The 20381-nt window shown below is 51.6% G+C and carries 16 protein-coding genes and 1 riboswitch; of the genes, 7 read left to right on the top strand and 9 right to left on the bottom strand.

Annotated elements, in window-relative coordinates; genetic code table 11:
• Positions 1–113: 113 nt before the first annotated feature.
• The 8 genes from ABUA47_RS02675 to ABUA47_RS02640 all read right to left on the bottom strand — a co-directional run bounded on the left by ABUA47_RS02675 (position 114) and on the right by ABUA47_RS02640 (position 9873).
• Positions 114–2696 (bottom strand): hypothetical protein, encoded by a 2583-nt coding sequence (locus ABUA47_RS02675; RefSeq protein WP_004293569.1) that lies wholly within the window; start codon positions 2694–2696, stop codon positions 114–116.
• Positions 2693–3259, bottom strand: a complete 567-nt coding sequence (locus tag ABUA47_RS02670; protein WP_004293571.1) for a hypothetical protein — start codon at positions 3257–3259, stop codon at positions 2693–2695. The genes ABUA47_RS02675 and ABUA47_RS02670 overlap by 4 nt, the downstream gene beginning before the upstream one ends.
• On the bottom strand, positions 3249–4142 hold the full coding sequence (locus ABUA47_RS02665) for a hypothetical protein (protein WP_004293574.1): 894 nt from the start codon (positions 4140–4142) through the stop codon (positions 3249–3251). The genes ABUA47_RS02670 and ABUA47_RS02665 overlap by 11 nt, the downstream gene beginning before the upstream one ends.
• Positions 4139–5071 (bottom strand): hypothetical protein, encoded by a 933-nt coding sequence (locus ABUA47_RS02660; protein WP_004293575.1) that lies wholly within the window; start codon positions 5069–5071, stop codon positions 4139–4141. Before ABUA47_RS02660 ends, ABUA47_RS02665 begins: the two co-directional genes overlap by 4 nt.
• On the bottom strand, positions 5064–5741 hold the full coding sequence (locus ABUA47_RS02655; RefSeq protein WP_004293576.1) for a hypothetical protein: 678 nt from the start codon (positions 5739–5741) through the stop codon (positions 5064–5066). Before ABUA47_RS02655 ends, ABUA47_RS02660 begins: the two co-directional genes overlap by 8 nt.
• Positions 5742–5851: 110 nt before the next feature.
• The gene (locus ABUA47_RS02650) at positions 5852–6175 is read right to left on the bottom strand and encodes a hypothetical protein (RefSeq protein ID WP_004293577.1); all 324 of its coding nucleotides are present in this window, start codon (positions 6173–6175) and stop codon (positions 5852–5854) included.
• Between the two features lie 5 nt (positions 6176–6180).
• A complete protein-coding gene (locus ABUA47_RS02645) occupies positions 6181–6468 on the bottom strand; it encodes a hypothetical protein (protein ID WP_004293578.1) in 288 nt (95 codons plus the stop codon).
• Positions 6469–6519: 51 nt separating this feature from the next.
• Positions 6520–9873 (bottom strand): hypothetical protein, encoded by a 3354-nt coding sequence (locus ABUA47_RS02640; RefSeq protein WP_309607666.1) that lies wholly within the window; start codon positions 9871–9873, stop codon positions 6520–6522.
• Between ABUA47_RS02640 and ABUA47_RS02635 the strand changes: the two genes are divergently transcribed.
• The 6 genes from ABUA47_RS02635 (at position 9841) to ABUA47_RS02610 (ending at position 18314) form a co-directional block, all read left to right on the top strand.
• The gene (locus ABUA47_RS02635; protein WP_252195202.1) at positions 9841–11040 is read left to right on the top strand and encodes a hypothetical protein; all 1200 of its coding nucleotides are present in this window, start codon (positions 9841–9843) and stop codon (positions 11038–11040) included. The genes ABUA47_RS02640 and ABUA47_RS02635 overlap by 33 nt on opposite strands.
• 340 nt (positions 11041–11380) lie before the next feature.
• Positions 11381–11569: riboswitch (cobalamin riboswitch) on the top strand.
• A 156-nt stretch (positions 11570–11725) separates the two neighbouring features.
• Positions 11726–12685 (top strand): DUF4465 domain-containing protein, encoded by a 960-nt coding sequence (locus ABUA47_RS02630; protein ID WP_004293580.1) that lies wholly within the window; start codon positions 11726–11728, stop codon positions 12683–12685.
• A 53-nt stretch (positions 12686–12738) separates the two neighbouring features.
• Positions 12739–14547 carry a PKD-like domain-containing protein gene (locus tag ABUA47_RS02625; protein ID WP_004293581.1) on the top strand — a complete coding sequence of 603 codons (1809 nt, stop codon included), beginning with the start codon at positions 12739–12741 and terminating at the stop codon, positions 14545–14547.
• Position 14548: 1 nt separating this feature from the next.
• On the top strand, positions 14549–16675 hold the full coding sequence (locus ABUA47_RS02620; RefSeq protein WP_004303979.1) for a hypothetical protein: 2127 nt from the start codon (positions 14549–14551) through the stop codon (positions 16673–16675).
• A 71-nt stretch (positions 16676–16746) separates the two neighbouring features.
• Entirely contained in the window at positions 16747–17817 is a 1071-nt protein-coding gene (locus ABUA47_RS02615; RefSeq protein WP_004293583.1) for a glutaminyl-peptide cyclotransferase, read from the top strand.
• Complete coding sequence (locus ABUA47_RS02610; RefSeq protein WP_004303978.1) at positions 17817–18314, top strand: transposase; 498 nt, start codon at positions 17817–17819, stop codon at positions 18312–18314. The genes ABUA47_RS02615 and ABUA47_RS02610 overlap by 1 nt, the downstream gene beginning before the upstream one ends.
• Position 18315: 1 nt before the next feature.
• Here ABUA47_RS02610 and ABUA47_RS02605 read toward each other — a convergent pair whose 3' ends face one another.
• Positions 18316–18513: a hypothetical protein gene (locus ABUA47_RS02605; protein WP_224200281.1), complete on the bottom strand. Its 198-nt coding sequence runs from the start codon at positions 18511–18513 to the stop codon at positions 18316–18318.
• Here ABUA47_RS02605 and ABUA47_RS02600 point away from each other — a divergent pair.
• Positions 18416–20368 (top strand): TonB-dependent receptor, encoded by a 1953-nt coding sequence (locus ABUA47_RS02600; protein ID WP_224200278.1) that lies wholly within the window; start codon positions 18416–18418, stop codon positions 20366–20368. The genes ABUA47_RS02605 and ABUA47_RS02600 overlap by 98 nt on opposite strands.
• Positions 20369–20381: the final 13 nt, after the last annotated feature.

Below are 20381 nucleotides of genomic sequence, written 5' to 3'. Positions count from 1 at the left end.
ATGTTGCGGTTGAATGGTTTGCTGTACGGTTTCACGGACGGGAACGTTCCTGCGCTCCGCAATCCTCCGGCGGCTTTCAATATCGCCGTTTACATTGAGTTTATGTTTCATGACTATACAAAATAGGTGAAGTTGAGTTCTACATTGACATTGTACATACCGCGCTCGTAAAGCTGTATCCTGCGCGAACCGCCGTAGATGGTGAACGAGGAGCCCCGGTTGTACTTGTGGTCATCGTTCCAGTCAGCGGCGCTGCAGCGCACGCTGTATCTCGGGGGCTGTATCTTGTTCGGGATGACGGCAACGATGCCGCCCCAGTTGCTGCCGTCCCTGCGTGCGGTATTGATATACCCCTGTATGGACACGATATTCCCGATCTGGCGGATAAACAGCCCCTGGGTATCTGTTCCCGAGCCGCTGTTCTCCATGTGCATCCATCCCGTATCCGCCAGCAGGGGCTGGTATTCTTCCGCATAGGCGGCTCCGATAGCGCGGCAGGCCTGCCGTTTCGCCTCCGCTGTCGGCAAGGACAGGTCGGAAAGTTTGCCGTCCTTGCGCAGGTAGTCCTTGACGATTTCGTCTTTGGACAGCACGTCCAACTTGTTCCGCAGGAGCTGCCGGGCTTCCATGGGGGATTTTCCTTGCCCGGTCAAAAAGTCGATGTAATCCTGGAACAGGTTTTCAAGCGCGGCGAAGCGGGCGTCCGCCCCGGCCTTGGTATACAGGTTCAGGTTGGTGGCGATGGTATCCTTTTCGGAAGCGTTGTAGCCGCCCATCAGCCGCTCCGCCTTTTTCTTGAGTTCCCTGACAACCTGCGAGGTCATCACGTATCCCTCGACCTGCGCGTGCGAAATGCCGCCTTCATCTATGTAGGCGAACGAACCGGTCTTGATTTCCAGCAGTTTGTCCCTGAGTTCGGGTGTGAAGACAATGCCCTCGTAAGCGGAGTCAGTCCCGAGCTTGCCGTCCATCATCCGGTCTATCTCGGCCGTGGAATAGACTTCGAGGTTCTTGCGTGCCTTGCCCTTGTCCGGAAGGTCGGACAGGTTCGAGGTCTTGGCCAGTTTCAGCTCCCCGGTACCTTTCTTTTCGGCATCGAGGGTATCCCTGACGGCCGCCTGCCGCTTTGCTTTCAGTTCGGCGGCTTCCTCTGCCGTCAGCCCGCTGATCTCGTCCGCCGTCAGGCGCACCAGCTCCTTCAATCCTTCGGAGATTTCCAGAAATACCTCCCCGGCTTCCGCTTTGGAATAGACATCGATATTCTTCCGGGCGGCAGCCTTGTCCATGACATCGGAAAGGTTCCCGTCGGCGGAGAGTTTCATTTTCAAAGCCGCCGCGACGGTTCCCGATGTGACATAACCTTCGCCGCCCTCCGTCAGTTCTCCGGTAGTGATAGCCGCCAGTTTCTTCCTGTATTCGGTCGTGAAGTCTTCGGTAGAGAGCTGTTTGCCTTCTACCACATCCACTTTCTTTCCCATCGCCTCCGTAAAGGCCCTGACGGTCACATAGGTGTCGGACACGGATTTTCCGTTGATTTTAAGCGTACCGAGCACATCCACCGCTCCCAAAGGGGCAAGCACGATGTCGCCCAGAGCGTTCCTCAGCGCAAAACGGAAACTGTCAGCGGTGTCGAAGCCGACGGTGGCGAGCAGCGCGGCGGCACTGTCGCGCCAGGTAATCAGGTTTGTCAGCCTGGCATTGTCTTTCGTATAGGCGGTATTCTGAATATCGATACCCCGTCCGGTGCTTTGCAGGGAGAGCAGTCCGCCGACCTGCAGGGTGGCGGTACGCCCGATGACTTTCAAAACAGGTGTGGTGCAGGCTTTTCCGTCATGCACGGCAAAGTCACGGTATTTTGTTCCGCCGCCCTCCGTGCCGTGGTAATTGATACGGATACAACCCTCATCCGTCACATCCGAGGTGTTATAGATGTCGTATCCCTTGATGCGGACAGCCCCGATCCGGGCGTTTTCATTCAGCGAAGTACCGCAGGATATGCCGTCTTCCGTAACCCTGGCCAGTTCCTTGCCTTGTTTCATGAAACTGAACGTGCCGTCCGTCCGGATGACAATCTCGTTGACAAGCAGACCGTGCAGGTAGGCACCGATGGCGGCATGGCCGTCCGCCTTGACGATGCCTTTGAGCATGTAGCCGTTCCCGCCGCTGACGGAGACGGCGGTCTTGGAGCTGATTTCTTTCTGCCCGGTGAACGTTCCGGCCAGCACCAGATCCTTCTTGACGGTCTGCCGGGCAAAAGGTGTATCGAGCAGGACAGCATAGCGGCCGAAGAACTTGTCGATGAACCGGGGTGCATAGCTCTCCGTCACCTCGATGGCCGCCGGCAGTTTGTCAGTAACCGGATCGACCGTATCCGGGACAGCCTTGGCTCCGGCACAGAGATAACAGGTACGCCCGCGCTTGTTGACCTCATTGGCGTAGACCACCGATTCATGCCGGTTGATTTCGTATATATAATAGGGATAGACAGCATCGGCGCAGCCGTCGAAACGGCGTACCTTTCCGCCGAGCCAGACATAACCCGGGGAGACGCGGGGACCCTCGATCTCGCATCCGGAGATGATGAAGTCCGAGCAGCCGTCAAAAACGGCACTCATGCTGAGAGCCAGTTCCTGCAAGTTCAGGATATCGTCCGAGTAGGTATACCGTCCGCCGGTTTCCGCAATATATTCTTTCATTGTCCTGTATTCTTATTGGGGGTGTATTCGTCTTCGTCGATCTTGATCAGGTAGGTCTTGCCTGCTGTCTTATAGGTGTTCACCACATAGGAAAGCATATAGACCAGTTCCCGCGGAGGTATGGTGACGGGCGGGACGCAGACCATGAAGCTGACCTTGTTGATCAGCTTCTCTTCCGCCAGCAGGTAGAACGGACGGGGGCGTTCCGCCTCATTGTCCGTTGTAACCTGTTCCCCGTTGTACCATACGGTGAAAGGACGCTGGTATTCCGCCCCTTCGTGGTACAGGTCCACACCGACACTCGTGCTGTCCTTGATGAAGATGCGGTCCTTGCCGTCCTTGATGTATTTACCGAACCGGTAGTTCAGGAACCACTCGAAATAGATGACCTGTGAGGTCATGCGCGCCTCGATATGCCGTTCCCGTGCAAACGTACGGAACCGTTCGTTCAGGCTTTGCAAGGGATAGAGGCAGCTCTGCACGAAGAGGATGAACCGCCGTCCCGACAGGTAGTGCGGCACGAGCCGGTTCACCGAACGGTCTATGGGCAGCTTATATCTCATGGTTTTCGACTTTGAGCGTGATGGCTTCCCGGAAGGTCGGCAGTTCCGACTCCTCGTCCTTGCGCGAGGACTCTTTCAGGTAGCCCGAGGCGGTGTATGTCATGCGGCCGACACGTTGCAGGGGCTGGATTTGCCCGTCCGTATCGTGGCAAGCAATAAACACGCCCTGCTCGGGGATTGCCGTCTCGTCGATATAGACGTCTGTAACGTGTTCGGCACGGCGTATGGCATCCGTCAGGCGGGAGACATAGACCGCAGCGTCGAAGTCGATGCCCATAATGTAGTCCCGGATACGGGTCTCGATGCTGTCGTACATCTCCGCCTCGGGAACGGCACCATCGTAGAAGACCGTAAGACGCGGCACCAGCACGTCGCCTTTGGTCGAGATGACCTCGATGCGTGTGCCGGCGAATTTCAGCTTGCCGATATAGGCATTGATGGGCACCAGCTCCTCGGCGGGAATAGCTTCCAGATGTCCTTTCGTGCCGGTAGCGATTTTCAGTACCAGCTTGCTGTCGAGGTTGCTGTCGTCCGTGCTCTCCACATAGGAGACCTGCGTAATGATGCGTTTGGTCTCATCGACCTGGGCATACCCGAAAGCCAGTCCGTCCTCGCGGACGGTCAGCTCGTCGCCCTGCTGGTATTGCAGCAGCGCATTGGCGTAGTAGTCCGGCGTGCCGTTGATCCGGTTGTTGATGGCTTCCGAGATATCCACCGCGAAGACATCAAGCAGCGTCTCGAAACTGTAGATGACAGCGGCTACGGTCCATAGGATACCGTTCATGACAGACAGCTTCGAGTCGCTGGCGAACTCCGTCAGTTCCAGCCGCCGGTTGCGTTCCTGCACGGCTTCATTGTATATCTCCTTAATCGTCCGGCTCATTCCACTGTATAGGTTATATCGTCGATAATGAATTTCCACGCGCCACCCTCATTCCAGGCCTCCTCGTGCAGGATGACCCATACGGCTTCCATGCCCGAGGCGATACGGTAGCGCCCCGTTTCGGTATCCCGGTCCGGCTCCCGATAGGTTCCCGTCGGGGCTGTAGGTAAAATGACCGTGCAATTCCGTCGGTCGCCGTAATGTTCCACAAGGGTTGTCAGGTAATGATCTATGACTGTCGGTTTCAGTCGGGCGGCGGAGAGGTCGAGTGTCATCAGTTCCCGGCATTCGGCAAGCGGTGCAAGATCGGCCAACGCGCAATTCGACAGGTTCAGGCTGTAGGTTCCGGAAAGCAGCCGCAGGCTCTCCAAGGAGAGTGTGGCGTGCGTGAGCGTCAGCTCCTCCACCGGCAGTGTCTGCACCAGTACCAACGACCGCGGTTTGAGCCCGCTCCAGTCGATACTCCGGAAGCAGGCATCGGTAAACCAACGGATACGACGCCTGTCCCTGACTTTGTTGTCGAAGGTATGGGTGAGCAGCTGCGGCGTGTCCGCGAGGAGGACGGTCTCGGTGTCGCTGTTGTCGCCCCAGTCGATTTCCAGCTGTCCCGCACCGGAAACGGCACACTGCACGGTGATGATCCCGGCAGCGAGCGTGAGGACGACAGCAAGCGGCAAGGTGAACGTTTTGGGATAGACATGCCGTTCACCGTTAGCGGGGACGATGCCGTGCAACCCGTTATAGGCGACTACATCGGCGCGGATAACGAAATCGTCCGTGTAGACAAGTTCCCGGCCGGCAGTCAATGTCGTGGCGAAGGAGAGATCGGGGTTGTTGATGAGCAAATCCACGACTCCCTCGATGCTGCCGTACAGGTACAGGGCCACATCGTAGATATTCTGTCCGGCTACGACCCTGTACTTACCCATCGTTCTCCTCCTTTTCCTCGGTTTCTAAAAGCAGCTCTCCCGTGGCAGAATCCATATAGGCATTCTTGATGACGACCTTGTCCGACAGGAATTCCGACTGCAGTTTGGCGGCAAGACCGTTGTTTTCCAGACTCGAATGCAGGTAGTCGACGAGGCCGACACCTGTCGTAGAATGTTGGTAGAGATTTCCGGCTGAAGCTTTCAGCAGAAACGTCTCGTTCTGGGCTTTGGCGGCTCCTATTTCGAAGTCGGTCTCTGAGCCGCTGTACACGGCAAGGTAACCGTCCCGTGACAGCAGGTTGTAGACTCCCTTCTCATTGAGGGAGAAAAATGCGGCCAGGGCGATATCGGCCGTGCCGGCTTCCGTCTCCGCCACGACGGGAAACCAATGTTTGCCCGTCGCAGGATTTCTCAGGTACTCCGTGCCGCCCGAACCGCTTTCCATAACCAGACGGACCGTCAGGCGGCGCATGTCGGGCGTATAGGGAATCCTGACATGGAACCCTTTGCCGTCGTTATACGTGTACACGAAGCCGACGGGGACGGTAATCTCTCCGTAGCGGAAGGTGTCGTTGTCCGCACCCGCGACGGCATCGAGCAGGCGGAAGTCGTAGAAACTCTTGCCGGCGATATTGCCGGAAGTCTCCACCTCACCGTATTCGGCGTCCATTGTTATGTCCTGTCTTGCCATGAACGATACTTCAACAAAAAGCCCGACCATACATCAGAGTACGACCGGGCACTCTTTTCAAAAGAGTAGCGGCAGAAAGAAAGGATGGTTTACTTCTCCTGAATGAAATCGTAGATGCGCGACACGGTAGCCCACATATCGTCCGGAAGCTCCTCGTCCGAGATGCGTTCGCAGGCTTTCCGGAGATACTCCATCTCGTCCCCCGAGAACTCCACGGCAAGCGGTTTCTCCTTCTCCACATCCCATTCGATGCGCTTGTCCTCGGCATTCTCGTGAAGACCGATGGCTTTGCGCTCCTCGTCCGGAATGGCGATCTTGCGCAGAATCTCTTTTTTGAGGTTGAAGTCCTTGAAGTTGCCCCGTGCCGGCAAAAAGGACGGCAGGTAAAGGCGGTCTTTGACTGACAGTTCCATATTATTTATGCATTTTGTACGTTACTCTTTTTTATTTCGTCGATCATGGTATCGAAATCATGAAACAGGGGTGCAAGCGGCTCTCCCATAGGAATGTTGCATGAAATAACGCCTTGTTCCATGTAGATGATACCTATCTGCGGAGCGTTCCCCGAGCCATCCGTATCCTTCTTGCGGATGGAGGCGTGGACGCGGGTCAGCGCGTCATTGACGATGGAATATTCCAACTGGTAGTCGGCATTCTCCGTGCTCTCTTCGGCAACCTTGGTTACCGTTACGTTGGTGATGTTCATAATTCGCTTCTGTTTTTATTAAGTGTAGGGATATTCCCAGCAGAAAAGTTTTTAATAAGAGTGATTTAATATCTGGTAATGGAACGAGGGGTAATTGGCGCACAATACCGTAATGGAGTCTCCCTTGGCTAACGTGTAACTGGCAAGATCCCCGTTGTGGTTACGGATATTGGTGAATACAAGGCTATTCCCCCAGTTGTAGTTGTAAATTAGGGTAAATATGCAGGCGAAGTCCGACGGCAGAGTCGAGTAACCGAACATGGTGGCCACGGACGATGCCGACGGCAGGGTCACGCTGTACTTCTGGTTGGCATAAACGAAAAAGATGTTGAACTGCGAGAAATCGATCGTGTAACCGCTGCCTGTGAAATAGACATTCTTGATCTTGTTGCCGATGCAGGCAGGGGCTATAACAGAGGCATTGGACCATATTCCGTAGTTACGGTTACCGTTTTTGACATCGATATAAAGCCCGTAGTTGTTATTAAAGATGCTGTTCACCTTGTTGTTCACAATACGTCCGGTGGCACATGATCCGCCGGCGGATGCCGGTATGGTGTTGCTGCCGAACAGGACATACGAAATGGTGTCCCCCACGCGGAACAGGTCGTCGTAGATGGCAAGGCCGCCGCCTGAGCCGGTTCCTGTCGCCGTCGAGCCGATGCGCCCCTGACCGATGACGAATCCCCCGATGGTGCCGGCATTGGCGTTGATGGTGCCCGTCATCGTGACATTTCCCGAGGCGTCCCATTTGATATTCTGGTTGGCCAGATAACCCGATCCGTCATTGGCAAAGGAGATTTTCCCGCACCCGAACGTGGCGGAACCGTCCGTGTTCAGCGCCCAATAGTTTACTCCGGTGGAAGGGTTGTCGTGGTAAATATATCCTGAAGCCCCCATAACGATGCGGTGCCCCGAGGCCGGAGCCGAAGCGGTCAGGGCGCTTGTTCCGAGAATCCAGCCGCCGATCTTGCCGCTCACGGCCGTGATACCGTTCCTGTCCAGCGTGACCTTTACGCTATTGTTCGCATCCTTGACGGAGATGCTGCCGTTATAGCTGCTCCCTCCGACAGTCAGGGCGGAATCCACGATAATCTGGTTGGCGCGTACGGTTCCCGTGTAAATGCCGTTGGCATCGATGGTGGTCGTGTATTTCTCCGTGGAGGTAAGGTCGAAGACCGTGGCATAGGCCACATACCAGATGACAGGCGTATCGGAAGTCCCCTGCGTGCCGTCCACGTAGAAGAAATGGGTGCTGGAAAAATCGGCGGTGCCGCACACGACCTTGTAGACGTATTCTTTCCAGTCGCCCGTGCCGGCGTTCGACGTAAGCCACCGGTGCGAACCTCCCGTGCCGACGCTGTTCGTCGCCCAACAGAGATTTCTGCCGGCGGGGATCTTGGCGATAATGCGGGCGACGAGCACCTTGCGGTAACCGCATTTCGCCCCGAAATAGAAGCCTCCGTTGCGAGGGCTGGCACTGCCGCTGGTCTGGATTTTCAGGACATACTTGCTGTCATTGGGTGCCGTGGCATCCTGCTGCCGGGTAACGGTCACCATACCGTTCTGGGAGTTGTTGTAAACCACGACACCGTTGTTTCCGTTCCAGAAAGTCGGGTCGCGGTAGAGCATCTTCCCGAACGCCATGGCCGAAGCGAGTTCCTGCGCCGTCGTGATGCCCGTAGTCCACTGGGCGGATACGGATGCGGCAAAGGTAACCGTGCCGGCGGCATTCCATGAGATATTACCCGAGGCTATGTGCCCAGACCCGTCGTTGTTCAGACTCCATTTCGTGGAGTTGGCGATAGATCCGTCGCTGCCCAGCGAGATGTTGTTTTTCCAGATATGGTTGTGGTCGAAGGCCCACCCCGCGATACGGTTGTATACCTCCTTGCTGCCGCTTTTGGTATAGTTCACCGAGAGGCAGAAGTATTCCAGATTGTCCCATGACATCATCTGAAGACCTATGAATCCGGTCTTGACACTGTTGCCGGATGCCGCCACCTGCCCGAGGACGATATGCCCTGCATTGCTGCTCTGATACCACGTAAGGCATATACCCAGCGGCTTGTAGGCTCCCGTGTACCAGTAACCGCTGCCCGTGGAGGCGGAACGGATTTGCAACGGGATGGCACCCACAGCTCCGACGTTCCCTATGGTCATGTTGTCACTGCCGATGGAGAAACCGCCGATCTTGCCCTTCGTGAACGTGCAGCTGAGACCGTTGATGTAATCGGTATTGATAATGGACGACTTGATACCCACGGCATCGAGTTTCGAGGCGCTGATGCTGCCCGCGGCGATACGGTCTGCCGAAAGTGTTCCCGTCTTGATACTGCCGGCATCGATCGCCACGGCGTTGACCTGCGCCGCGGTAAGGGTGCCCGTGTAAATCCCTGTCGAGCCGATATAGGTCAGCGGGTGCGCCGCAAGCGTGCTGTCCGTGCTTTGCGCCAGAGCAATGAACCGATGGCGGCGGATCTCCTCCTCGACGGCAGCCGTGAGGGTGCGCGGCGCGGGGGCATAGGCTTGTGTGGAACCGCTCTGGAAGATAAGGTCGTTGCCGTAAGCGATTTGCGGAGCTGCCGGAATCGGCGAAGGACTATAACTGCTGCTCTCTATCGGCTGGTCGGAGTAGAGGTGGTACACGGCACCCGTATCGCCGCCGCCACGCAGGAAGACGGCGAACATGCAGTAGTTGCCGCACAGCTGCGCCCCGGCGAACATCCGGCAGTAGGTCTCGGAAAGGTCATAGATATCCCATGAATAGGCAATGCCACCCCAACCGCCGAAGTTGGTTTTGATAAGTACGATCAGACCTCCTTTGTGCGTGGATGTGTTCCACGAGACCGGAGCCTGCTCGGCATATCCCCGACGGACGAGAATGGTACGTTTGATGTTCTGGTCGCCACCTTTGAAAACGACTGGATAATAGGTCGCTTCGTCGCCGTTGATGATGAGTTTCTTGTAATATCGATAGCCGAAGTTCGTAACCTTGGCCGCTTCGATGTCGTTCTTCCATTGCAGCGATACGGAAGCCCCGAACGTAACGTTCCCGGCAGTGTCCCATGCAATGTTGCCCGAGGCGATCTGCCCCGAACCGTCGTTGTTCAGTTTCCATTTCGTGGAGTTGATGATCGAGCCGTCGCTGCCCAGCGACACGTTGCCCTTGCGAATGGAAGTCGTGTCGATCGTCCAGCCGGCTATGCTGTTGCTCGAACCCAGCTGTGCCACGCAGTACCCTGCACTGTCCGTGGTATAGAGCCCGAAGTCCGTGTCGCTGTTGTAGTAGAGCTGCACCCGCTGCCCGCTAGCGACACCCGAATTGGCCCCGTACACCGCGATGCGTCTGTTGCCGCTGTCTATCGAGATATGCGTGGCAGTGAGGGCCGAAGCCCCGATCATCCAGCCGCCGATTTTTCCTTTGGTGAAGGTACAGCTCAGGCCGTTGATATAGTCCGTGTTGATGATGGAGGACCTGATGCTGGCGGCATCGAGCTTCGAGGCCGCTATACTGCCTGCCGCTATGCGGTCGGCGGAGATGGTTCCTGCGGTAATCTGCGAGGCGGTGATACTGCCGGTATAGATTCCGTCGGCCGTGATCTTCGTCAGCTTGGGATAGCCGCTGCCGCCCAAAGCCGTGGTGAGGGAGCCGATAGGTGCCGTCCACAAGGCACTGACCGTCGAGGCGAACGTGACGTTGCCCGAAGCGTCCCACGCGATGTTGCCGCCCGCGACCGCTCCGGCTCCCGAGGCATCCAGCCGCCATTTATAGCCCCGGATACCGTTCGAGCCGAGCGTAATGCTACCTGCGGCAGAGGTGCAGCTCCCCACAGTGTTGTTCTTCGTACCCCGGTAAAGGGAGTCGGCATCCACCGTCCAGCCGCCGATTTTCCCTTTTGTAACGTTCAAGGTCAGAGCTTCGATGTTTCCGGCGGTAATCAAGGAGGCTTTCAACGCCGCCGTGTCGATGCGTGCCGCAGCGATAATCCCCGATGTGATCTGGGAAGCACTGATGGAAATCGTCTTAATCGTATCGGCCGAGAGTGTTCCGGTAAAGACGCCGTCCTTGTCGATGTAGGTCGCACCGACCCAGTTCAGACTCACTCCGCTGCCGAACTCGACCTTGCCTGTCGTGGCGTTATACCTGACATACTGGTCGCCATAACCCAACTGGGCGTTACCGCCGTTATCTACATAGAAGGTTTTGTAGCCATCCCTAAATCCATAGATGCCGTTTACCGCCTCTGCGGCGATCGTTCCCGAGGAGGTCTTCGTATTGAGTGTAAACGAGCCTATGGCTATCCCGGAGACGGTGCCGTCGCTGTTTTTCGTGCCCGCAAAGAGTTTGGGGGTGATGACCGTGTTGCCGTTGATGAGCGTCTTACCCGTATTCCACTCCTTGACCCAGTCGAGCATGTCGGCATCGACCCCGTCCTTGCCCGGGATACCCGCCTTGGCTTTCGACCAGACGAACGACAGATGATAGACAATACCGGAAATTGTCACGGGAATATCTATTGTTCCGTGGTCGGCGAGGGTCGTCGTACCGGCGGTGATAACGTAGGTTAAGGTCTTCGTGCCGTTATTGACGGTAACGGATGAGAATCCCGCCGGCTTACCCACCGCACCGATGGTAAAGGCCGTGAGTTCCTCGTCCCCGCACATCACCCGTACGGTCGAGGTGAGAGTGACGGACGAGAGAATCTTCCCCGTGTCATCCGCGGGGAACACGTATTCACCCAAAGACTGGGTTATGGTATACCCGTCCTTCTGGACATAGATGGTCGCCTGTCCCCGGGCGATGAGAATCTTTGCCATGAAACCTTTTTCTGAAAGTATAGTGCGGAATGATTCCGGCAGGTTGCGGATTTTTTTTCGTGTAAATGATATTATTATAAAAAATATTTGTATTTTTGTAATTGGAAATGGTTCCGGGCGGTTCGCCGCCACGGATGAAAAGGGAATCCGGTGAGAATCCGGGACAGTACCCGCTGCTGTAAGTCCCCTCAAGGTTGCCGCAACCTGCCACTGGTGTAATGCTGGGAAGGCGCGACGACTGGGACGAGTCAGAAGACCTGCCATGACCGGAAAAGGATTTACACCCGCGGGAGAAAATCGGGTTGCGATCAGATACGGAATGCCGTAGGAGTCATTCTCATATTTGAAGACAAACATAATCCCGTTCGTGTAAACCTGCGCGAACGGGATTTTTTGTGTTTGTTAAAAATATGTTTTATTAAAAAACAAGTAAGCTATGAAAAGAAATTTACGCTTTCTGGCGGGAGCTTTCCTGTTGACGGCAACCGCCCTGTTCACCGGCTGTAATTCAGACGATGACTTTTTGATGAATCCTCAAACTGATTCAGTAACTCCCGAAACCCGAGCCAACTTTAATGATGATGGCACTACAACCATTACATTCGATGACTTCGATGAAACATTCATGGCGGTTTCGCCTAAAGCAGAGAACTACTACACGCTTTATGGATATACTGCAGAGAACCAAATCAGGGAAATATACGATCCCGATTTTGTGTTTGTCTCCGACATGAATACTGTAACCAATTCTTATGGAGCGTATACTGAATTTTCCAGTGGTGCCATTGCGTTGTCGAAATACAATTATCGTTCTGATTCTGCTGCCGGCAAGACTTCTGGAACTAATTGGTGGTATACTTGGGAGAATCAATGTAGTGTCTATAATACAGCATCCACAGATGGGGCCAATACAGGGGCAGGTCACAGCGGTTCCAATTTTGCTGTTGTATACGGCTACTCTGATTTCGGAAATACGGAGTGGATGGCCAAACCTGAATTCTATTTTGACTCCCCTCGCAAATTCAAGGGTTTATGGTATTGTAACACAGCATATACCTATGGTGTGATTATAAATGGTAATCAGTTCGGAACATCGGGTGTTGCAACACCGTTGAGTAATCTGAAAGATTCTGACGGCAACAATATAGGATATTTCCAAGTCAACATCGAATGTTATGACGTAGATGGAAATTTGATCACCACTGTATCGAAATTGTTGGCCGACTACCGATATGATAAACCAACAGTGTCCCCCGTAACTACATGGACATATTGGGATATTAATGTAGCGGATGTGCAAAGTGTAAAATTCAATTTTGAAGGATCTGATGTCGATCCTATATATGGACTCAATACTCCGGCGTATCTTTGTATAGACGACGTTACAATAGAATAACAATTTAATATAGTTTGGCATAGAACTGATTTCAGTTCTATGCCTTTTTTATTATGAAGGCTTTCATATTTAGTATTCTTGTACTTTTGTTTTTTATTACAAGCTGTAATAAGAACGATGTAATTACTGAAGAAATAAAACAAGCTCCTATAATTGAACTCGATAGTGAGACTGGCATTTACACTATCAAAGTTGGGCGTGAACTGACAATTGCCCCGACATATAAATATGCGAATAATGCACTTTATGCATGGACAGTAGATGGAAAACTTCTTTCATCTGAATCAATATTGAAGTATACATGGAATCAGGAACAACATCTATATATCAAATTGCGAGTTGATACACCAGAGGGTTATGCGGAAGAAGAGTTAAAAGTAGAAGTATTGGAGTTAACTCCACCTACAATTTCAATCATAATCCCCTCTAAAGGATTAAAAGTGCCTCAAAACACGGATTATATTTTATCTCCAGATATTCAACATGACGATCTTGAAAATTTTAGAATTGAATGGGTACGCGATGGAGAAATCGTCGGAACAGAAAAAGCATATACGTTTCACGAAAAAGAACTCGGTACATATTCGATAACAATCCGGGCATCCAATATAGACGGAGAAACAATCCGTGATTTCGACGTAGAAGTTGTGGAAACAATGCCTTATTCCGTACGGTTTCCGACACCATCCTATACACAAACTTCTACGGATCGTTATACTTTTGCAGGGCGTCCTGTATATTTGCGGCCTTTGCTGGAATATTTCGATTATCCACAGTATCAATGGCAGGTCAATGGAAAAATTATGGAAGCCGCTACCGACAGGGTTTTTAAATTCACGCCGACGACTCCTGGAGAATATTTCGTTGCTGTTACTGTTACAGAAAAAATGCCCAACACACAGCCACTTTCACGTAACATAACACGTAGTAATACTTCAATTACAACGACAGTTAAGGTTATTTGTGAAGAAAAAACGGAACAAGAACGCTATCGGCAAGCGACAGCGACAAGTTCAGGTATTTGGGATAAGGTTTATGAATTCATTCCTGCTCCCGGACAGTTTATTAATGAGTTATCCCAAAATACCGGATTTATAGGAAATGAAACGACGCCCCAACAAGCCATAGAGTATGCAACGAAACGATTGAACAAAAAAGCGCATGTTTCACTGGGATCTTTCGGTGGTTATATCATCATCGGTTTTGACCATAGTATTGCTCCGAGTGGCCGAGAATACGATTTTGCAATACAAGGAAATGCTTTTAACAGTTCGAGCGGTGGCTCAAATGAGCCGGGCATTGTTTGGGTAATGCAAGATATAAATGGCAATGGCCAGCCAGACGATGAATGGTATGAATTAAAAGGATCTGAAACCGGCATCGATGGTACAATACAAGACTACGAAGTAACTTACTATAGACCTGCACCCAGAGCACATACTCCGTGGGTAGATAGTGAAGGTAATTCAGGTTCTGTCGATATGAATGCATACCATGGCCAAGAATATTATTATCCCAATTGGATTAAAGAAGATAGCTATACATTATATGGGACGCGTCTGACTCCTCGCAACAATCAAGATCCCGTTACAGGATATTGGGCGAATAACGCTTATGAGTGGGGGTATGTGGATAATATGGGTTCAGATAATCTGGTAGGAGGAAATGTCATTGATGGTAGCGGTCAGCGCAACGGATTCAAAATAGCCAATGCAATATATCATGACGGGACTCCAGTAAAATTGCAATATATAGACTTTATCAAAGTTCAGTGTGGAGTATTATCGAAAAGTGGTTGGCTTGGAGAGATATCCACAGAAGTATTTTCATTTGAAGACTTATCAATAACTAATAATCAATAATATGAGACAGTTTTGGCTTTTACTATTCATTGCCCCATTTCTTTTTTTATCATGTTCAGAAGATAATCAGACTCCAGAAAGTCCTGCTGATGCCGATGACAATTTTATCACATCAGTCGTGATGACTGTGGCAAGTCAATCCTATACAGCGGAAATAATTGACAATATAATTACCATAACAGTTCCATATACTGTTTCGTTAAATAATGCTCAAGTCGAATTCAAATACACATCCTCGGCAACAATTATTCCCGATCCGGCAAGCATTACTGACTGGGATACGGAACGAACGTTTCGTGTAACCTCTTACAATGGAGAAGCGAATGATTATACATATAAAGTCATTAAAGACGAGATTCGCTATGAAGGGGATGTGGAATTGAAGACAACAGCGGATGTTACGGCTTTCATTGATACGGACGTAACGGTTATCAAAGGTGATTTGATTATCGGGTCGGATGCTGAGGATGCAGAAGAATTGTCGGATATCGCCGCATTAAAAATATTGAAGGAAGTCGAAGGAAACATCATCATTCGGAAAAGTTATGTTGGACAAGATCTTACGGGACTTGATAATATCACTTCAATTGGAGGTTTGCAAATAGGAACTGAAACTGCCTTTGCGACCAACAGTAAATTGCAGATGGTCAGTATGAGATCTTTGCAGCATATTACTGGCGACATCGTTGTCTGCAACAATCAAGTAGCATATGTGCAATTCGACAACCTTGAAACGATTGATGGAAATATAATATTCAGGACTTCATCTCTACAAAGTTTTGAATTCCCTAAATTAACCACTGTCGTAAAGGATTTTGATCTCCAGTGTCTGACAAGTGACGGAGAACCAGGAGGAGAAATCACATCTTTGAGAATTCCTGAATTGACAAAAGTAAACGGTCGCTTAGGGGTTAATAATTTAGGCAAAATGATTTCTTTGGAATTTCCGAAATTACAAGAAGTTGGAAGTGTGGATTTTGCTTCTATACCGATTCCGTTGGAGACCCTTTCATTGCCGGAATTATCGGTAGTAAACGGCGACCTTAATCTCGTTTCCAGTTATATTGCGTCCGATGCTTTTACATCTACGGGAAATAATAAATTACAAGAAATAGATGGACTGTCTAACTTGTCGATTGTTAAAGGCACATTGACAATATCTAAATTCCAAGTCTTGAAAAAATTACCGGATTGGAGTAAATTAGAACAACTCGGAGGACTGACCTTGCTGCGTTTATTGGAGTGTTCTGATCGAATTTTAGATTTGAGCAAAGTAAATTTTGTACCTTTTGAGGATAACGAACCTTTAATTTCTATTACAGACGGGACTATATTCTCAAAAATTATCACAAAAGAGGATATGTCGCAAGTTAGCATGTTTCTAGCTCCGAGCGGTATTACCGGTTCAAGTGTTGGAATAGATCCAGAATTGAATTTTAAGAGTATTAAGAATTTTAAGTATTCTAGCAATATGACAACAGATCCTGTATTCCAATTTGAACGAGTTTACGGGAATATGGAAATTATAAGAGGTTCAAAAAAAGGCGTTTCAGCCCCTAACTTGGTAAGTGTAGATGGATATTTAAGCATCGAAACTACAATGGCAAACAATATCTCGTTCCCGAAATTGGAAATTGTCGGAGGTCAGTTATGTATTATCGGTAATCTGAACGCTGTTTCTAACTATGATTATGATTTTACGAATTTAAAGTCAGTCGGTTGTTCAAGCAATCCTCAATATATCAAAGAAGGGGTGATTAATAATATTTTATATGGTTCTTTAGATTTTATGGCATCAAATAAAGATTTTACATTTCCGTCATTGGAACATGTCGGGGGTGTTGGTATGACTGTTCGTGCCGTAAAAACTATTTCATGCCCCAAATTGCAGGCCATTGATGGAACACTTTGTGCTGCAAATGCAGCATCGCTTACGACTTTCAATATGCCAACTTTAACAAAACTCTCAGGAGTTCGATTTATCCGGTTGACACGGTTTGTTGATTATACGTTCTTCAAATCTTTTGTAGAAGAAGAGCAAATCAAGAAAGAAGACTGGCTTGTAACCAATTGCGGTTATAACCCCACCTACGAGGATATGCAAGCCGGTCGCTATACCCAGCAGTAACACCCATTATTTTACAAGGGAACAGGGTACTGGCCGAAAGACCGGTACTCTTTCCCGTTTATAACAAGCCAATGAAACATCTGATACGACATATCATTCTTCTATGCGGGTTGCCGCTGTTGCTGGCGGGCTGCATGGAGTGGGACTACGGAGATGCGGTGGAAGATTTCAACGCTACCGGAGCCGGGTTGTTCATCACCAACGAGGGCAACTTCCAGTACGGCAATGCCACGTTGTCGTACTACGACCCCGAAACCCAACAGGTGCAGAATGAAGTGTTCTTCCGTGCCAACGGCATGAAGCTGGGCGACGTGGCGCAATCGATGTGCATCCACGACAATAAGGGCTGGGTCGTGGTGAACAATTCCCACGTGATTTTCGCCATCGACCTCAATACGTTCAAAGAGGTGGGCCGTATCACGAACCTGACTTCGCCGCGCTATATCCATTTCCTCAGCGACGAGAAAGCCTATGTCACCCAATTGTGGGACAACCGCATCTTCATCATCAACCCCAAGAAATATGAAATCACCGGTTACATCCAGGTGCCGGACATGACGATGGAAAGCGGCTCCACGGAGCAGATGGTGCAGTATGGCAAATATGTCTATTGCAACTGCTGGTCGTACCAAAACCGCATCATCAAGATCGATACCGAAACGGATCAGGTGGTAGAAGAACTGAAAGTCGGCATCCAGCCCACCTCGCTGGTAATGGACAAGAACCACAAGATGTGGACGATCACCGACGGTGGGTACGAGGGTTCGCCCTACGGCTACGAAGCCCCGTCTCTCTACCGCATCGATGCCGAGACGTTCACCGTAGAGAAGCAGTTCAAGTTCAAGATGGGCGACTGGCCTTCGGAGGTGCAGCTCAACGGTACGGGCGACAAGCTCTACTGGATCAACAAGGACATATGGTCGATGGACGTGGATGCGGAACGTGTTCCCGTGCGCCCGTTCCTCGAATACAGCGGTACGATTTATTACGGCCTGACCGTCGACCCCGTGCGTGGCGATGTCTACGTGGCCGATGCCATCGACTACCAGCAGCAGGGCATTGTCTACCGCTACTCGTCCGAAGGTGAACTGATCGATGAATTCTATGTCGGGATAATCCCCGGCGCATTTTGTTGGAAGTGATGGGCAGGATACGACACCTATACCATCTCATCTTCGTTACCAAAGGACGCAAGATGACGATTCCGACAACGGGAAAAGGATTGATGCTCGAGCGGATGACACGGATTTTTACAGGGAAAGGTTGCCGCGTACATGCCGCCAATGCCTTTCTCAACCACGTGCATGTACTTGTCGAGATTCCGAATTCCGGGGATTTCAGCAAGATCGTGAACAAGGTGAAAGGCGCCACGGGAACGGTATACCAGAAAACCCCGGAATATGCCGACTTCTCCGGTTGGGCTGCCGGATTCGACTCGTTCAGCGTGTCGTTCAGCGACCTTCACCGGCTCAGACGGCACATCGAGGAGCAGCATACAATCCATCAGGAGATCTCGTTCGAGGAAGAATACGGACAACTGCTTGAAGAGAATGGGTTCGACCCGCATCAAACGTCCGTGCCGGCATCCTCCACGGTACATTTTTCCGCGAATACCCACCCTAAAAACGGAATCAAATGATTTATACGAAATACATACTTTTCTCGCTACTGCTCGTCTGTCCGTCCGTATTGTCCGCGCAGGGAATCACACGACGCATCCACCAGATAGACGAGGTCACGGTGTGGGGCAAACGCCCGATGAAAGAAATCGGCGTGCAGAAGACGAAGTTCGACTCGCTCGCACTGAAAGAGAACATTGCCTTATCGATGGCCGACATTCTGACGTTCAATTCGTCCGTGTTCGTCAAGAGTTACGGACGCGCCACGCTCTCCACCGTTGCTTTCCGCGGCACGTCGCCCAGCCACACGCAGGTGACGTGGAACGGCATGCGCATCAACAATCCCATGCTGGGTATGACCGACTTTTCCACCATACCGTCCTACTTCATAGATCAGGCCTCGCTGCTTCATGGCACGTCGTCGGTGAATGAAACGGGCGGCGGACTCGGCGGACTTGTCAAACTCGGTACTACGCCGCAGGTCGGCGAGGGCTTCCATGCCCAATACGTGCAGGGCATCGGGTCGTTCCGCACGTTCGACGAGTTCGCCCGCTTCACCTACGGCAGCGACCGATGGCAGGTCTCGACCCGCGCGGTCTATTCGTCGTCGCCCAACGATTACAAGTACACCAACCACGACAAGAAGATAAATATCTACGACGAGGAGAAGAACATCATCGGACAGTATCATCCCAAGGAACGCAACCGATCGGGTTCGTTCAAGGACCTGCACCTGTTGCAGGAGGTATATTACAACACCCTGAAAGGCGACCGTTTCGGGTTGAACGCATGGTATATCAACTCCAACCGGGAACTGCCGATGCTCACGACCGATTACGGCGATGAGACCGCCTTCGAGAACCGCCAGCGGGAGCAGACGTTTCGTGGTGTCCTGTCATGGGACCATATCAAAGAGAAATGGAAAGTCGGCGTGAAAGGCGGTTATATCCATACGTGGATGGCCTACGACTACCGTCGTGAGGTGGCGCCGGACAACTGGGCCTCCATGACCCGTTCGCGGAGCAAGATAAACACGTTCTACGGACAGGCGGAAGCGGAATACTCGCCCGGCAGGAAATGGTTCTTCACCTCGAACGTATCCGTGTACCAGCATCTCGTGCGCAGCGAAGACAAGAACATCATCCTTCAGGATGGCAACAAAGCCGTCGTCGGATATGACAAGGGGCGTGTCGAGCTCTCCGGTTCTGTATCGGCCAAATGGCAGCCTGTCGAGCCGTTGGGCTTGTCGCTGGTCTTGCGCGAGGAGATGTCGGGCGACAAATGGGCTCCGCTCATCCCGGCATTCTTCATCGACGGACTGATTTCGCGCAAAGGGAACGTGATGGTGAAAGCCTCCGTATCGCGCAACTATCGTTTTCCGACTTTGAACGACCTCTACTTTCTGCCGGGCGGCAACCCCGACCTTAAAAACGAACACGGCTTCAGCTATGACGCCGGAGTGAGTTTCGATGTCGGCAAAAAGGGGGTATATAAACTGGGCGGCAGCGCAAGCTGGTTCGACTCCTACATCGACGACTGGATCATCTGGCTGCCGACGACCAAGGGGTTCTTCTCGCCGCGCAACGTGAAGAAAGTCCATGCCTACGGTGTCGAAGTGAAGGCCAACCTTGCCGTGCAGCCGGCAAAGGACTGGCTGATAGACCTGAACGGTTCCTATTCGTGGACCCCCTCCATCAACGAGGGCGAAAAGATGTCGCCCGCCGACCAGTCGGTGGGAAAACAACTGCCTTACGTGCCGGAGCACTCCGCCTCGCTGACAGGACGGCTGTCATGGCGGACGTGGGCGTTCCTCTACAAGTGGGCTTACTACTCGGAACGTTTCACCATGTCGAGCAACGATTACACGCTGACAGGCCACCTGCCCCGGTATTTCATGAGCAATATCTCACTGGAGAAAATGCTGTCGTTCAAACCGCTGGATGTACAGTTGAAACTTGCCGTCAATAACCTGTTCAACGAGGACTATCTCTCGGTGCTGTCGCGTCCTATGCCCGGCATCAACTTCGAGTTCTTCATCGGCATCACCCCGAAATTCGGGAAAAGCAGAAAATAATGTAAACGTAAAT

The organism is Bacteroides sp. RTP31139st1_H2_RTP31139_211217 (genome assembly GCF_040227615.1).
Classification (GTDB): Bacteria; Bacteroidota; Bacteroidia; order Bacteroidales; family Bacteroidaceae; genus Bacteroides; species Bacteroides uniformis.
Note: the sequence above shows the minus strand (reverse complement) of the source record. Positions and strands in the feature narration are given on the sequence as shown.

Excerpts from the sequence above, each read along its gene's own strand:
- ABUA47_RS02620 (WP_004303979.1), top strand. The coding sequence starts at position 14,549 with ATGAGACAGTTTTGGCTTTTACTATTCATTGCCCCATTTCTTTTTTTA.
- ABUA47_RS02605 (WP_224200281.1), bottom strand. The coding sequence starts at position 18,513 with ATGTCGGCCATCGATAAGGCAATGTTCTCTTTCAGTGCGAGCGAGTCG.
- ABUA47_RS02635 (WP_252195202.1), top strand. The coding sequence starts at position 9,841 with ATGCGTGGCAGTGAGGGCCGAAGCCCCGATCATCCAGCCGCCGATTTT.
- ABUA47_RS02660 (WP_004293575.1), bottom strand. The coding sequence starts at position 5,071 with ATGGGTAAGTACAGGGTCGTAGCCGGACAGAATATCTACGATGTGGCC.
- ABUA47_RS02670 (WP_004293571.1), bottom strand. The coding sequence starts at position 3,259 with ATGAGATATAAGCTGCCCATAGACCGTTCGGTGAACCGGCTCGTGCCG.
- ABUA47_RS02655 (WP_004293576.1), bottom strand. The coding sequence starts at position 5,741 with ATGGACGCCGAATACGGTGAGGTGGAGACTTCCGGCAATATCGCCGGC.
- ABUA47_RS02625 (WP_004293581.1), top strand. The coding sequence starts at position 12,739 with ATGAAGGCTTTCATATTTAGTATTCTTGTACTTTTGTTTTTTATTACA.
- ABUA47_RS02615 (WP_004293583.1), top strand. The coding sequence starts at position 16,747 with ATGAAACATCTGATACGACATATCATTCTTCTATGCGGGTTGCCGCTG.
- ABUA47_RS02640 (WP_309607666.1), bottom strand. The coding sequence starts at position 9,873 with ATGATCGGGGCTTCGGCCCTCACTGCCACGCATATCTCGATAGACAGC.
- ABUA47_RS02610 (WP_004303978.1), top strand. The coding sequence starts at position 17,817 with ATGGGCAGGATACGACACCTATACCATCTCATCTTCGTTACCAAAGGA.
- ABUA47_RS02665 (WP_004293574.1), bottom strand. The coding sequence starts at position 4,142 with ATGAGCCGGACGATTAAGGAGATATACAATGAAGCCGTGCAGGAACGC.
- ABUA47_RS02650 (WP_004293577.1), bottom strand. The coding sequence starts at position 6,175 with ATGGAACTGTCAGTCAAAGACCGCCTTTACCTGCCGTCCTTTTTGCCG.
- ABUA47_RS02675 (WP_004293569.1), bottom strand. The coding sequence starts at position 2,696 with ATGAAAGAATATATTGCGGAAACCGGCGGACGGTATACCTACTCGGAC.
- ABUA47_RS02630 (WP_004293580.1), top strand. The coding sequence starts at position 11,726 with ATGAAAAGAAATTTACGCTTTCTGGCGGGAGCTTTCCTGTTGACGGCA.
- ABUA47_RS02645 (WP_004293578.1), bottom strand. The coding sequence starts at position 6,468 with ATGAACATCACCAACGTAACGGTAACCAAGGTTGCCGAAGAGAGCACG.